This is a genomic window from Stenotrophomonas sp. SAM-B (assembly GCF_013387485.1).
GTDB lineage: Bacteria > Pseudomonadota > Gammaproteobacteria > Xanthomonadales > Xanthomonadaceae > Stenotrophomonas > Stenotrophomonas maltophilia_AA.
Genome location: NZ_JABBXB010000001.1, coordinates 739,057 through 751,846, shown reverse-complemented (window position 1 = coordinate 751,846; position 12,790 = coordinate 739,057). Strand labels below are relative to the sequence as shown.

Below are 12,790 nucleotides of genomic sequence, written 5' to 3'. Positions count from 1 at the left end.
CAGTCAGGGCGATGCAGCCAGCCCCGTGTCCGACAGCCACCGGGCAGGATCGTGGACACGGTAAAGGCCCGAATCCTCCGCCAATTGGCGAAGCAAGTTGCCATGTCCCGCTCCATAGATCACCAACACGCGATCACCGGGGTTGGTAGCACGCGCGATTGCATTGAAGATCATAAGATTGCGCCCGTACCACGACTGCACCCAGTTGGCACCGGCCGGATCTTCCGGCGTGCCCAGCAGGCCAAGACGGTAATACGTGGTGGCGTTCCAATTCAGCCAAGGCGCGCCATTGAAGTGGCGCAGCGCCTCCGCCACGGTTCCGTTGTCGAGCAGGCGTTGATCCTTGTCTACCTGCGCCTTCAACATTGCCTTGAAGGCAGCGTACTCTTCCTGCTGGCCGTACGTGTCGGCTGCGGCGGTGTAGTCGATGCGCGCCTTGTCGGTGATCGGCCCCTGCCCGTTCCAGTCCACGGCATACACCTTGTCCAAGTCCCGCGCGCAGGCGATACGAAAGCCCAGCTGTTCGGATTCACTGCGCGACAGCGCGCGTTCGCCGGCACAGGAAGCGGCAAAGTTGTCCTGGAGCGTAGCTTGGCGAGCTGAGTCGACCTCGACCATGATCTTGGTTGGTCGATAGCGTTCCAACAGCCGGGTGACCTCGGCTATTTCCTGTTGACGCTTTTCGCCCAACACGTCGTCGGCCGTCATGTTCTGCAGATCACGGCCAGGATTGCTCATGTGATAACTACCGATCAGCAGGTAGTCGGCAATCGGACGGCCGTCAGTGCTTTGCGCGTGAGCCACGCCGCTCATGAATGCGGCAGCTACGAAGAGGGATAAGACGGTGTGCCTCCAGGCCATACGACGTGCTCCATGCTATTGATCAGGGCGTACCGGTGTTGCTCGAGTGTTGCAACGCAGTCACCATTTGCACGCGGGTCGAAAGTCATTGCCGACGTGACACACGCCTCAACGACGCCGGAGGAAGAACGTCACCGGCACCATCACCTCCACCGGATCGCCGGTGATCTCCGCGGGCGGCGGTGGCAACGGGCTGCCGCGGCGCACCGTGGCCAGGGTCTCCTCATCCAGCAGCGCATGGCCGCTGCTCTGTCCCAGCCGGATGTTGGAGGCGTTGCCCTGCCGGTCCACCGAGAAGCGCACATAGGCCACGCCCTGCTGGCGCAGGCGCTCGGCCTGGCGCGGGTAGCGGCGGTACTGTTCCAGATGGCCCAGCAGCAGGCCCTGCCAGGTGACGGCCGCAGGGCCCTGGCGGCCGGCAATGGTCTGCGTGGCGGCGTAGCGCTCGGACGGGCGCGCCGGCACATCCGGCGGTGCCAGCGTCTGCTCCACGTTGCGCTGGTCGGTCGGTTCTTCTTCGCGGGGTGTCTCGCGACGCAGGACGTCCTGCGCGTCCGGCGTGTCGTCCGGCGGGAGATCGACCTTGGGCACCGGCGTGGGCTCGGGCCGATGCTGCTCCTGCTGCAACGGCCCGGGCGGCATCTCCTTCGGTGGCGCGGTCGGCGCCTCCGGGACCGGCGCCAGCTCCACCATCACCGCTTCCACCGGCATATCACTGACCAGCACCGGCGCGCGCTGCTGCCACCACACCGCGCCGCCGATCAGCAGCGCATGCGCGGCCAGCACCAGGGCCAGGCTGCCCGCCCAACGCAGCGATGCAGGGGTGTCGCGGCTCATTCGCTGCGCTGCTCGACGCCAACCAGTGCGATCCGGCGATACCCGGCGGCGCGCAGCGCGTTCATGGTCTGCATCAGCTCGCCATAGGGCACGGCCTGGTCGGCGCGCAGGTAGATGCGCTGCTCGTGATCACCGGCGGTCAGCCGTTCCAGCGTGGCGTTCAGCCCGTCCGTGCCGACCGGCACGTCATTGATGCTCAGCGACAGATCGGCCCGCACCGAGAGGAACACCGGTTCCCCATCGCGCGGCTGCGGCTTTGCGGTACTGGCCGGCAGGTCCACCGGCGTATCCACCGTGGCCAGCGGCGCGGCGACCATGAAGATGATCAGCAGCACCAGCATCACATCGATGAAGGGGGTGACGTTGATCTCGTGGCTTTCTTCCAGCGCGTCGTCGTCGTGGCGGGCGGTCTTGATGGCCATGGCCGCTCCTCAGCGCGCGTCGCGCACGGCAGGGGCGTTGCCGCGCCGGTCCAGATCGCGCGACACCAGTTGCTGCACCCCGGCGGACAGATCGCCCAGCAGGCCGCGGATGCCGCCCAGCACGCGGGTGAAGTGGTTGTAGATCACCACGGCGGGAATCGCCGCGACCAGGCCCAGGGCGGTCGCGAGCAGCGCCTCGGCGATGCCCGGGGCGACCACGGCCAGGTTGGTGGTGTTGGCGTGGGCGATGCCGATGAAACTGTTCATGATCCCCCACACCGTGCCGAACAGGCCGACGAACGGCGCGATCGCGCCGATGCTGGCGAGCAGGCCGACCCCGGTGCGCAACTGCCGCGCGTGCGCCAGTTCGATGCGTTCCAGCCGCGAGGCGACGCGCTCCTTGATGCCGACCGGATCGTGCGCGTCCTGCGACAGGCGCAGCTCGGTGCGGGCCGCGTCGATCAGCGCGTGGGCCGCGCCCTCGTCGAGCAGCGCATGCGTCCGGGGCGCCGGCAGGTGCGCCGACTGCAGCAGCAGCGCGCGGGCCTGGCGCAGTCGCGTGCGCTGCCGGCCCAGCTCCCAGGTCTTGGCGACCAGCACCGTCCAGGTGGCGATCGAGGCGAGTGCCAGCCCGATCATCACGGTCTGCACCACGCCATCGGCGGCCTGGTACATGCCCCAGGGGGTCAGGTCATGCGGCAATGCCGCCACGGCGGCAGGAACATCGATCGGCAAGGTCATCAGCAGGGTCGTCTGTCAGGGGCGTCGCGGCGCGGGGCAGCGCCGGAGGCGAGAGGGAGGCGAGAGGGAGGCGGAGAAGTATCGGGGTGTTGCGGTGTGGATCCGCGCAGGCGAGGCACCGCGTTCAGCGCTCCGACGGGGGAACCGGCACGCCGGGCGGCCGCGGCGCGGGCCGCGACAGCACATATGCCGCGCTGGCCGCGAAGAACACCCCGACGCCAAGCAGCAGCGGCCAGGACGGATGCGCGCCCCAGCAGAACATGACGAAGCCGAACGCCATGCCGGCGCCGGCGAAGGCCTTGCCCTTGCGGCTGATGGCGCCCTGCTCGCGCCACAGGCGCAGCGGGGGCCCGTAACGCGGATGCTCGAGCAGCCGGCGTTCGAATGTCGGCGAGCTGCGCGCGAAACAGCTGACGGCCAGGATCAGGAAGATCGTGGTCGGCATCACCGGCAGCAGGGCGCCGATGACGCCCAGCGCCACCATGATCCAGCCCAGGCCGAACCAGAGCCAGCGCATCACGGGCGGCCGTGGGGGTCCGGCACCGCGGGCGTGGCGCGGGCGGCGATCATGCGAATTCTTCCTCGACATGGCCGTGCACGCTGCGGAAGGCTGCATCGGCCGCATCGATCACCTGCTGCTCCTGCGCGGCGGTCAGCGCCACACCATCCAGTGCGGCGGTGAACTCGCGCCAGTGGCGGGCCGCGCCATCCGGGTGCGCGGCCAGATGGCGCGCGCCAAAATCGCTGTCCAGACCAAGCCTGGCCGCCATCTTGTACAGCACGGTGCCACCGAGGTTGGAGCCTTCGGCCACGTACAGCCAGCCCAGCGCGGCCGGCAGCGGCAGATCGCCATCCAGGCGCGTCGACGCCGGCAGCGGCAGGGTCTGTTCCAGGTCGGCCAGATCGCGGGCGATCAGCGGCAGACGGCGGCGCTCATCCAGATCGGGCAGCAGCGCGTCCAGCGCGGGGTTGCCGTAGAGCGCATCGATATCGCGGTGGAAGCGGTACTGCACGCGCAGGAATTTTGCGAACAGGTCGCGGCTGGCGAAGATGTCGCCGGCCATGATGCGCTTGTCCAGCGCGCCATGGCTGTCGCGGGTGGCGGCCTTGAGGCGTTGGCTGCGGGTGGCTTCGGGAGTATCGATGACGATCATGGCAGTGCTTGCAGGGGAAGTGGGCGCGGTTCTCTGTTGAAGACGTCTGGCACGGGTGCAACCCCAAGCCCGTTTAGCGTGGATCCGTGTTGCGTCCGTCACATGCCACCGTCACGGCGTTGCCCCGATAATACGGACCACGCCCTGCCACTGGAATGACACGATGATCACGACCGAACCGCGCATGACCAACCTGTTCCTGCAGCTCGGGCTGGACGCCAGCGAGGCGGCGATCGCGGCCTTCATCCGCGACCACCAGCTCTCCAACGACATCCGCCTGATCGAAGCGCCGTACTGGAACGACGGACAGCGCCAGTTCCTCACCGAGCAGCTGCGCTCGGATGCGGAATGGGCGATCGTGGTCGATGAGCTCAGCGAAGCCCTGCACGCCGATGCGACCCAGCAGGCCAACGCCGGCTGATCGGTCGCGCGATGCTGACAGCGGCCGGGCACGGTGTGTGCCGGCCGGATGCACGCAGGGGCCGGCAATGCCGGCCCCTGTCGTGTCCGGGCATCAGTAGCGGTAGGTCAGCGCCAGCCGCACGGTCCGGCCCGGTGCGGGCATCACACCCAGCGCCAGCGGATCGAGATAGTAGCGATCGGTCAGGTTGTCCACGTTGAGGTCCACCGCGAACTGCTCGCTGGCCTGCCAGCTGGCGAACAGGTCGACGATGGTCGCCGGGCGGTACAGCTGCTGGATCGCCGACAGGCCGACGTTCCATTCCTTGTCCAGCCTGCTGATCGGGCCGGCGTTGTGGATCACCCGGGTGCCAAAGCTCAGGCGCTGGTCGAACAGCCGCGAACCCAAGGTCAGGTTGACGTTGTAGCGCGGCGGGTTCTGGGTGTTGCTGTACGACCCTTCGAAGCCACCATCGACACAGTCCGGCGTGTTCTTCAGTTCCTCGATCTTCCGCTGGATACCGTAGGCGCGGCGCTCGGCGGCGATGTCCGGCGCACAGGTCTTGGCCTCGATGTAGTAATGCGCGGACAGATCGGCGAACACCGTGCCGCTGTCATAGCTGGACTGGAACTCCACGCCGGAGACCTTGAAGCGGTCCACGTTGCGGATCAGGCCGGCCGACAAGGTGCGGTAGTCGCGGGTGATCAGATCATCGATGCGCGTATTGAAGTAGGCCAGCTTGAACCCGGCCTGGTCGCCCTCGGTGAACAGGCCGTGCCGCACCGTGCTCGCGCCGATTTCCCAGGTCCCTGCCCGCTCCGGCTTGAGCTCACCGGTCGGCTTGGCCGCGGTGAACAGGCCCAGCGTGGTTTCGAACAGGCTGGGCAGCTTCACGCCTTCGGCGTACTTCACATACACCATCGTGTCTTCGTCGAAGCGGTAGGCAACACTCGCGCTGGGCATGAAGGCACTGTCGCGGCGACGGATCGGCTGCGACCAGGTCCAGCTGACCGGCACGCGCAGATCTTCGGCGTCATCCGCATCGTAGAAGTTCCAGCCGGTGATGTCGCCGACCGTGCCCTTCTCGTACGGCGAGGCCAGCAGCGAGGCCTCGGTGAACTGGCCATTGGCATCCGGATACCAGTTCAGCATGGCGATGCGCTTGGCCCGCCATGCCGGCAGGTTCGGGTTGCCATCCAGCAGCTGGGTGTAGCGGTACTGACCGATCACGCCGTAGCTATCCGGCGTGGCCAGGCGGTTGCGGTCATGCACGTTGACGCGGTTGTAGCGCCCGCCGAGCACCACTTCCCAATGCTCGTCCGGTTGCCATTTGATCGAGGCCACCGCGCTGTATTCCTTGCGCTCGGCGTTGCGCAGGAAGCGGTTGTTGACCAGGTCGTCGTGCATCGCCGGCGAGTGCGGGCCGGGGCCGACGTCCTCGTCGCTGAAGGACAGGCCGTAGTCCAGCGTGAACAGGCCGGCACCGGAATCCAGGTGCGTGGTGTTGCCCACGTCGAAGCCGAGCCGGGTCTGGGTCAGCTCGTTGCGATAAGCATCCTTGTAGCCCGGATCGGTGTTGAACGACGGACCGTCGTACCACTCGGTGCGGCGATCGAAGTACCACGGCGTGATTCCGGTCAGGCCGTTGTACATCAGGCTGTCGGCGTCGGTGTACCAGAGGTTGGCCTTCAGATCGATCAGCTCGTTGTCCGGGTTGAAGCGGTAGCGCAGGTTGTAGGCATCCATGTCGACATGGCCCGGATCCCACTGCGGCACGCGGTCGCGGTCGACGCGGATGATCTGCGAGGCCATGATCTCGCCGGCGGTGCCTTCATAGCGGCGATAACCGGCTTCCAGCGTCTGGTTGTCGTCGATGCGCCAGGTGCCCTTCAGCAGGAACGACTCCGAGCGCGAGGAGGTGTTGAACACTTCGGTGTCCGGCGGATTCAACGGCGCCAGGGTGCGGCGGGTCTGCGGGAAATCGTCGTAGCCGTGCTTGCCCGAGAAATAGTTGCCGTTCTCGCGCCATGCGTAGGCCGCCACCAGGTCGAAACGATCCCGGTGCTTGGCGGTGGCGATGTTGAAGAACTGGCTGCCCAACGCGCTGCGGTCGGTACGCGGTGCGGCGTCGTAGGCGGGTACGTTGTTGGCGCTGGCATTGGCCATGCCGGTGCGCACGCGCAGGCCGGCATCGCGGCCGTCGCGCAGCACGTCCTCGATCTTCAGCGTCTCCATCTCGACCACGCCACCGATGCCGCCGGAGGCGTTGACGCCCAGGCTCGGGCCCTTGGTGATGGTGATGTTGGAGATCAGGTCCGGATCGAGATACGTGCGCTGCGACTGCCCCGCGTAACCGCGGTAGGTGTCCATGGTCGACTGCCCGCCATCGATGATCACCGGGATGCGGCTCTGGCCCTGGATGCCGCGGATGTTCACGTCCAGCGCGTTGGCGGTACGCGGGTCACCCGCGGTGACGCCGGCGACGCCCTTGACGATGTCCGCAGTGGAGGTGCCGCGGAAGCGTTCGATGGTGGCGCGCGCGATGTAGGCGCTGGAGCCGGCGGTGCGGTACACATCCAGCGCGCGCTCGGTATCGCTGCCGCCGTCGATGCGGTCACCGGCCACGCTCAGCGCGTCGGTGACGATCAGGCCATCGCCACTGGCCGCCACCGCCGCGCGCTCCAGGGTCACCGCGTCGGGGCCCACCGGGCGCATGCTCAGCCCACTGCCCTGCAGCAGGCGCAGCAACGCCGCCGGGGCGTCCATCTGCCCGGTCACCGGGCTGGAGATCACACCCTCGGCCAGCGCGGCGGGATAGGCGACCTGCATCCCGGACTGGCGCATGTAGGCGCGCAGCGCATCGGACAGCGGCTGGGCGGGAATGTCGAAACGCAGGGTCGCCGCAGCGGACGTCGGGCCGGACTGGGCCAGTGCCGGGAGTGCGGGCGCGGCCGCCAGGCCGGCAGTGAGCAGGGCGATGCAGAGACGTGACGGGCGCGGACGATGGCCCGCGCGGGTGGAAATGCGCATGGAAAAACCTGTCAGAGGATCAGTGCCGCAGAGGCGGGTCACCCGCACGCAGGTGCGGATGCAGCGGACGTACGTGGCGGCGGCGGGTACGTTATGCCGGATAAGACGAACGAACGGGGCGCAGCCCCAAGACCAATGCGCGTGCGTGACGTGTCTGGCGCGCGGATGCCATGACGGCACCGCGTGCGGTATTACTCCGTCGTAGTCGTAGTCGTGGCGGGTGCGACGATCGCCACGCCCATCGGCAGCCGGGTGACGGTCAGTCCAGCGCTCACCGCCAGCGCGTCCAGGGCCTGCTCTGGCCGGTCGATGCGGAAGGCCGCATTGACCGACGGCAGGGTCGACAGATCCCCGCGCACGAACGTAGCGCCGGGCCGATAGCGCGCAATGCGCCGGACCGCATCCTCGACACCGGCCGCCTCGATCAACAGTTCACCCTCACGCCAGGCGGCGATCCGGTCCAGCGCCACGTCCTCCTGCCGCGTCACCCGCTCGCCCGCTGCGAAACGCGCGCGCTGGCCGGCATCCAGGTAGGTCCAGCCAGTGCGATCGGCCGCCGCGACGCGAACCCGTCCCTGTTCGACGATCGTCTCCACGTGATCGTCTTCGCGCGCAACCGCGAACGCCGTGGAGATGTCTTCGATCACGCCGCCCTGCGCATCCACCTGGAACGGACGCGCCGGATCAGGCGTCACCTGGAACCAGGCCTGCCCGCGCAGCAGCGCGATGCGGCGCACCTGGCCGTCGTAGCGGACCGCGATCGCGCTGTCGGCATCGAGCACGGCGCGGCTGCCATCGGGCAGCGCCACGGACTGGATGCCCGTCCCGCTGCGGTGATCCGCCTGCAGCCGCAGCCACGCCTCCGGTGCCACCCAGGTCAGTGCGAGCAGCGCTGCGGTGGCCGCCGCAGCGACGGGCCAGCGCCCGCGACGCCGCGACCGTGCCCCTGCCGGGGCCGATGCCGGGCGCGGCCCGAGGCTGCGCCACAGCTGGCGCTCGTATTCGAAGGTGCGGCGGTTGTCCGGCTCGGCCAGCCACTGCTCGAACGCCTGCATCTGCGTCGGTTCGACCGCCCCGGAGGCCAGCCAGGCAATCCAGGCACGGGCCTGGACGGCAGCAGGATCGGACGGCGGCAAGGGTCGGGACATCGGAGGCGGTTCGTGCGGGCTCATGGCTGGCGGGAGTCGCGCGGTCGCGCGCGGACGAGGGAAGATGCCGGAAGGGACGGCATTATGATCAAGACGGATGGGAAACGGGCTTCCCCAAGCCCGCGTGCATGACGCTCAGCGCCCGCTGCGTGCCCAGGCCAGCCGCTGCAGCGCGCTGCGCACGTGGTTCTCGACGGTTGTCACCGACACGCCCTGGCGTCTGGCGACCTCGACCTGGGTCATGCCCTGCAACCGGTTGAGACGGAAGATGGTACGGGTGGGCTCGGGAAGATGCTCGGCCGCCTCCAGCACGCGTTGCAGTTCGTCCTGCGCCATCGCCTGCTCTTCGGTCGAGAGCACTTCGTCCGGCCCCCACAGATAGTGGTCGGCCAACAGCCGCGAGCGCCGGGTCCGCTCACGGCCATGATCGGTCGCCAGGTTCGCCGCCAACCGATACAGGTAGGCGCGGGGATTGCTGATCGACTGGCCGCCGTCCACGCTGCGGGCCTTGAACCAGATCGACTGGATCACATCCTCTGCGCCGCCGTCACTGCCCAGGATGCGCTGGACCAGACGCAGCAGGGCCGGGCGCTCGCGGATCAACAGCTCGGTGAGGGTGGTGGCGTTGGAGGACATGAGGCCGATGCACGAAGCGGGACCGCCGGAGGGCGGCCATCCGTAAGGCGCGGCATGTTACTCCCCAAATGAGAATGCGTCACGTTTGAGCGCTTGGCACTACAGGCACTCGGTCAGCCCGTCATAGATGCTGTCCGAGGTTCCCGGCAACGCGACATGCAGTGCGTCGCCCGCCTCCAGGGTCTGCAGCAGAACCGGGAGCAGCGTGTCGACCTGCAGCGGTGCCCGGCAGGCCCAGGTCCGTGCGTCGACCGCGATGCGGCCGGTGGCGGTGTCCACGCGGGCGGTGCTGCCGGTAAACGTCCACAGGCATTCCCCCACCCGCCCCGTGTCGGCCTCCACCGAACAGCGGAAACGCAACGCCTGCAGGTTGTGGTATTCGCCTTCGCAGAAGGTGTCGCCACAGATGTCATCGAAGCCGCGCAGCAGCCGCGCTTCCACCGCACGGAAGCGTTCCCAGCCTTCGGACTGGGTCGGGTATACCCGGGCATCGACGTAGGGGCCAGCAGCATGGCCGGTGGCGACGGCAGTACAGCTGGCAAGCACCAGCAGCACGCGCGGAATGAAGCTCTTCATGGGCAGTCTTCCTGTACGAAGTGAGAGGGACGCCCCAACCGGTCAGTTGAGGCAGTCGATCAGGGCGTCGTGCATGGATCGGCCCGACCCGGGCAACGGTCTGCGCAACGGGTCGCCCAGCGCCAGGACCGCATGCAGCGCCTCCACCGGCGTGTTGGCCCCCAATGGCGTGGCGCAGGCCCAGGTCCGGCTGTCAGGGACTACCTGGCCGGTGCCGCCGTCCACCTCGAGGTTGCCGGCGCCGATCACCAGGCTGCAGGCATGGACCGTGCCGCTGGGCGCATGGACCGAGCAGCGGAACTGCAGCGCAATGTGGTTGCTGTACTCGCCCTCGCAGTAGGTGTCGCCACAGATATCGTGGAATGCGCGGATCAGGTGGTCTTCGAGGGCATAGAAGCGATCCCAGTTGGCCTCCTGGTGCGGGAAGTCGACCAGGTCGACATAGGCGTCCTGCCGGCCGGAGGCGCCACAGGCGCCGGTTGCCAGCAGCAGTCCCAAAGCCAGCGATACGGTCGCCAGCGGGTTCATCAGCATCATCACCAGGCTCCAGACGGGTTGGCTGCCATGATCGGCGGCCGCGCCGGGCGGGGACATCGGCGCCAACCGCGCCGCTGGGTGGGGATTTCAGGCAGTGGTGCCGGCTCTCCCGCCCGCGGCAGGGTCGGTGAAACACCCTTTGCGCCGCCGGCCGCTGCACGGCGGCCGGCAAAGGCATAAAATGGCGGACTTTGCGCCCTACCCCCTCTCAGCTGGAGCACACCCATGGGTCTGGAACTCGTTTCGCCGGGCAAGAACCCGCCGGAAGAAATCAACGTCATCATCGAGATCCCGAAGGATTCCGAGCCGGTGAAGTACGAAGTGGACAAGGAAACCGGCGCGATCTTCGTCGACCGCATCCTCTCCACCCCGATGCGCTACCCGTGCAACTACGGCTACGTGCCGAGCACCCTGTGTGGCGACGGCGATCCGGCCGACGTGCTGGTGGTGCTGCCGCTGCCGCTGGTCCCGGGCTCGGTGGTGCGTTGCCGTCCGGTCGGCGTGCTCAAGATGAGCGATGAAGCCGGCAGCGACGAGAAGATCCTGGCCGTGCCGATCTCCAAGGTGTTCAGTGGCTATGCCCACGTCGAGGACATCGAGCAGGTGTCCAGCCACTGGCTGGAGCGCATCGGCCACTTCTTCGAGCACTACAAGGACCTGGAAAAGGGCAAGTGGGTCAAGCTCGACGGCTGGGGCGGCGCCGCCGAAGCCAAGAAGATCCTGGTCGAAGCGCACCAGCGCTACCTCGGCAACATCGCCTGAGAATGACCCCGTCGCTCCGGCACAGCGCTGCCGGAGCGATGCGCATCACGTTTTTTCAATGCGGCACATCACTATTCGTGCCGGATTGGGTACATTGCGTCTCTTCACACCGTCCACGGTGCGTTTCACCGTGGTCAGCCAGGGGACCGTGTCGTGCGCATTCTGCTTGTTGGGGACGAAGCCAGCCTGTCGGCTGAGCTGTTGGAATTCATTGCCGATCTTGGGGAAGAGTGGCAACCACTGACCGCTACCGATGGCCAGAGCGCCATGGGCATCGTCGCCGGTTCGCCCGTGGATGCGGTGATCGTGTGCCCGCAGTTGCCCGATCTCAACGCCACCACGCTGCTCGGCCAGATCCGCACGCTGCGCCCTGAGACCATCCGCATCGCGCTGGTGGATGCCGAGCACGGTAACCGCCCGCCGCCGGCACGCCTGATCGGCGTGGCCCATCGCTTCCTGCCGATGCCGCTGGCCCCGGAAGTACTGCTCGAGGCCCTGACCAGCCTGGAAGAGCTGCGCGAACTGCTCGACAGCGCGCGCCTGCGCAGCGCCATCGGCCGGATCGAGAAGCTGCCCTCCCCGCCGCATCTGTACCTGACCCTCACCCAGGCGCTGGAACACGACGACGACACCAATACCGCCGACGTGGCCAAGCTGGTCGCGGCCGACCCGGCCATCGCGGCCAAGGTGCTGCAGTTGTCCAACTCCGCCTTCTTCAACAATGGCCGGATCATCTCCGACCTGCGCACGGCGGTGACCCGCCTGGGGCTGTCGACGCTGCGCGACCTGGTACTGGCCAGCGAAGTGTTTTCCGCCCAGCCACTGTCCGGGGCCGAGCGCAACTCACTGCAGCAGCGCGCGCTGCTGGCTTCGCGCCTGGCCGCCAAGCTGCTGCCCGACTCCAGCGCGGAACTCGGCGCCACCGCCGCCCTGCTGGCGGACATTGGCCTGCTGCTGCCGGGTGTGCGCAACGAGCGCACGCCGGACGACGCGGCCGACGATCGCCCGGGCCACGCCGAGGCGGGCGCCTATCTGCTGGGGCTGTGGGGCCTACCGATGCCGATCATCGAGGCCGTGGCCTTCCACCTGCAGCCGCAACGCTCGAACACCCGCAGCTTCTGGGTAACCGGCGCGGTGCACGTGGCGCTGGCGCTGATCAATGGCGACCCGGTCGACGAGGAATACCTGCAGCGCGCCGGCGTGCTCAACAAGCTGCCGCAGTGGCGCGATCACGCCAATGGATTGATGGGGTTGGTTGCCAGCGACGCCTGAGCGCGCGAGGGTATGTAAAAAGGATGGCGCGCCGTCATGGCGCGCCATCGTCGCTTCAGCGCTGCGGACAGGCGTCCAGCACGCACAGGCGCCACATCTGCTCGCAGGCGGCGGGCAGTTCGCCAGAGTTGACGCACTCGATGCGCAGCGTGTCGCAGTAGCGGCCTCCCTTGCAGACAATGAGGCCGGCCGATGCACTTCCCGCCACAGCCAGTGTGCCGAGGAACACGCCGGCGAGTTTCTGAGCGAACGTCATTTTCATATCGAGCCCTCCATCGTCCGTCATTGGACCGATTGACGGTATCAACTGAAATTCACCCAATAATGTGAAGCAGATCACCATCCGCTAAAACTCAGAATTTTCTTACCCCACAATGAAAAGAGGGCGGACCTTGCGGTCCGCCCTCCTTTGTT

Annotated in this window: 15 protein-coding genes; 3 read left to right on the top strand and 12 right to left on the bottom strand. The window is 67.6% G+C overall.

Annotated features, from left to right (window positions below):
• Positions 1-3: 3 nt before the first annotated feature.
• The 6 genes from HH110_RS03205 to HH110_RS03180 all read right to left on the bottom strand — a co-directional run bounded on the left by HH110_RS03205 (position 4) and on the right by HH110_RS03180 (position 4,015).
• Entirely contained in the window at positions 4-813 is an 810-nt protein-coding gene (locus HH110_RS03205; protein WP_176988289.1) for a DUF5694 domain-containing protein, read from the bottom strand.
• Positions 814-969: 156 nt separating this feature from the next.
• On the bottom strand, positions 970-1,698 hold the full coding sequence (locus HH110_RS03200) for an energy transducer TonB (RefSeq protein ID WP_176988288.1): 729 nt from the start codon (positions 1,696-1,698) through the stop codon (positions 970-972).
• A complete protein-coding gene (gene exbD, locus HH110_RS03195) occupies positions 1,695-2,120 on the bottom strand; it encodes a TonB system transport protein ExbD (RefSeq protein WP_176988287.1) in 426 nt (141 codons plus the stop codon). Before exbD ends, HH110_RS03200 begins: the two co-directional genes overlap by 4 nt.
• Before the next feature lie 9 nt (positions 2,121-2,129).
• The gene (gene exbB, locus HH110_RS03190; RefSeq protein WP_176988286.1) at positions 2,130-2,861 is read right to left on the bottom strand and encodes a tonB-system energizer ExbB; all 732 of its coding nucleotides are present in this window, start codon (positions 2,859-2,861) and stop codon (positions 2,130-2,132) included.
• A gap of 124 nt (positions 2,862-2,985) precedes the next feature.
• Positions 2,986-3,378 (bottom strand): YbaN family protein, encoded by a 393-nt coding sequence (locus tag HH110_RS03185; protein ID WP_176988285.1) that lies wholly within the window; start codon positions 3,376-3,378, stop codon positions 2,986-2,988.
• Between the two features lie 49 nt (positions 3,379-3,427).
• Positions 3,428-4,015 (bottom strand): biliverdin-producing heme oxygenase, encoded by a 588-nt coding sequence (locus HH110_RS03180; RefSeq protein WP_176988284.1) that lies wholly within the window; start codon positions 4,013-4,015, stop codon positions 3,428-3,430.
• 163 nt (positions 4,016-4,178) lie between these two features.
• On the opposite strand from HH110_RS03180, the gene HH110_RS03175 reads away from it, so the two are divergent.
• Positions 4,179-4,436: a DUF2789 domain-containing protein gene (locus HH110_RS03175; RefSeq protein WP_176988283.1), complete on the top strand. Its 258-nt coding sequence runs from the start codon at positions 4,179-4,181 to the stop codon at positions 4,434-4,436.
• Positions 4,437-4,529: 93 nt separating this feature from the next.
• Here HH110_RS03175 and HH110_RS03170 read toward each other — a convergent pair whose 3' ends face one another.
• The 5 genes from HH110_RS03170 to HH110_RS03150 all read right to left on the bottom strand — a co-directional run bounded on the left by HH110_RS03170 (position 4,530) and on the right by HH110_RS03150 (position 10,399).
• Entirely contained in the window at positions 4,530-7,445 is a 2,916-nt protein-coding gene (locus HH110_RS03170; protein ID WP_176988282.1) for a TonB-dependent receptor, read from the bottom strand.
• A 191-nt stretch (positions 7,446-7,636) separates the two neighbouring features.
• Entirely contained in the window at positions 7,637-8,593 is a 957-nt protein-coding gene (locus tag HH110_RS03165; RefSeq protein ID WP_241696375.1) for a FecR family protein, read from the bottom strand.
• A gap of 135 nt (positions 8,594-8,728) precedes the next feature.
• On the bottom strand, positions 8,729-9,229 hold the full coding sequence (locus HH110_RS03160) for an RNA polymerase sigma factor (RefSeq protein ID WP_176988280.1): 501 nt from the start codon (positions 9,227-9,229) through the stop codon (positions 8,729-8,731).
• A gap of 99 nt (positions 9,230-9,328) precedes the next feature.
• The gene (locus HH110_RS03155; RefSeq protein WP_176988279.1) at positions 9,329-9,805 is read right to left on the bottom strand and encodes a hypothetical protein; all 477 of its coding nucleotides are present in this window, start codon (positions 9,803-9,805) and stop codon (positions 9,329-9,331) included.
• Positions 9,806-9,847: 42 nt separating this feature from the next.
• Complete coding sequence (locus tag HH110_RS03150; protein ID WP_241696374.1) at positions 9,848-10,399, bottom strand: hypothetical protein; 552 nt, start codon at positions 10,397-10,399, stop codon at positions 9,848-9,850.
• Between the two features lie 168 nt (positions 10,400-10,567).
• Here HH110_RS03150 and ppa point away from each other — a divergent pair, with 168 nt between their 5' ends.
• Together ppa and HH110_RS03140 are read left to right on the top strand one after the other, a co-directional pair.
• On the top strand, positions 10,568-11,104 hold the full coding sequence (gene ppa, locus HH110_RS03145) for an inorganic diphosphatase (RefSeq protein ID WP_019183821.1): 537 nt from the start codon (positions 10,568-10,570) through the stop codon (positions 11,102-11,104).
• Between the two features lie 153 nt (positions 11,105-11,257).
• Positions 11,258-12,376: an HDOD domain-containing protein gene (locus HH110_RS03140; protein WP_176988278.1), complete on the top strand. Its 1,119-nt coding sequence runs from the start codon at positions 11,258-11,260 to the stop codon at positions 12,374-12,376.
• Between the two features lie 55 nt (positions 12,377-12,431).
• Here HH110_RS03140 and HH110_RS03135 read toward each other — a convergent pair whose 3' ends face one another.
• On the bottom strand, positions 12,432-12,638 hold the full coding sequence (locus HH110_RS03135; protein WP_176988277.1) for a hypothetical protein: 207 nt from the start codon (positions 12,636-12,638) through the stop codon (positions 12,432-12,434).
• Positions 12,639-12,790: the final 152 nt, after the last annotated feature.

Excerpts from the sequence above, each read along its gene's own strand:
- HH110_RS03150 (WP_241696374.1), bottom strand. The coding sequence starts at position 10,399 with ATGTCCCCGCCCGGCGCGGCCGCCGATCATGGCAGCCAACCCGTCTGG.
- exbD (WP_176988287.1), bottom strand. The coding sequence starts at position 2,120 with ATGGCCATCAAGACCGCCCGCCACGACGACGACGCGCTGGAAGAAAGC.
- HH110_RS03155 (WP_176988279.1), bottom strand. The coding sequence starts at position 9,805 with ATGAAGAGCTTCATTCCGCGCGTGCTGCTGGTGCTTGCCAGCTGTACT.
- HH110_RS03180 (WP_176988284.1), bottom strand. The coding sequence starts at position 4,015 with ATGATCGTCATCGATACTCCCGAAGCCACCCGCAGCCAACGCCTCAAG.
- HH110_RS03160 (WP_176988280.1), bottom strand. The coding sequence starts at position 9,229 with ATGTCCTCCAACGCCACCACCCTCACCGAGCTGTTGATCCGCGAGCGC.
- HH110_RS03205 (WP_176988289.1), bottom strand. The coding sequence starts at position 813 with ATGAGCGGCGTGGCTCACGCGCAAAGCACTGACGGCCGTCCGATTGCC.
- HH110_RS03165 (WP_241696375.1), bottom strand. The coding sequence starts at position 8,593 with ATGTCCCGACCCTTGCCGCCGTCCGATCCTGCTGCCGTCCAGGCCCGT.
- HH110_RS03200 (WP_176988288.1), bottom strand. The coding sequence starts at position 1,698 with ATGAGCCGCGACACCCCTGCATCGCTGCGTTGGGCGGGCAGCCTGGCC.
- exbB (WP_176988286.1), bottom strand. The coding sequence starts at position 2,861 with ATGACCTTGCCGATCGATGTTCCTGCCGCCGTGGCGGCATTGCCGCAT.
- ppa (WP_019183821.1), top strand. The coding sequence starts at position 10,568 with ATGGGTCTGGAACTCGTTTCGCCGGGCAAGAACCCGCCGGAAGAAATC.
- HH110_RS03185 (WP_176988285.1), bottom strand. The coding sequence starts at position 3,378 with ATGCGCTGGCTCTGGTTCGGCCTGGGCTGGATCATGGTGGCGCTGGGC.
- HH110_RS03135 (WP_176988277.1), bottom strand. The coding sequence starts at position 12,638 with ATGAAAATGACGTTCGCTCAGAAACTCGCCGGCGTGTTCCTCGGCACA.
- HH110_RS03175 (WP_176988283.1), top strand. The coding sequence starts at position 4,179 with ATGATCACGACCGAACCGCGCATGACCAACCTGTTCCTGCAGCTCGGG.
- HH110_RS03170 (WP_176988282.1), bottom strand. The coding sequence starts at position 7,445 with ATGCGCATTTCCACCCGCGCGGGCCATCGTCCGCGCCCGTCACGTCTC.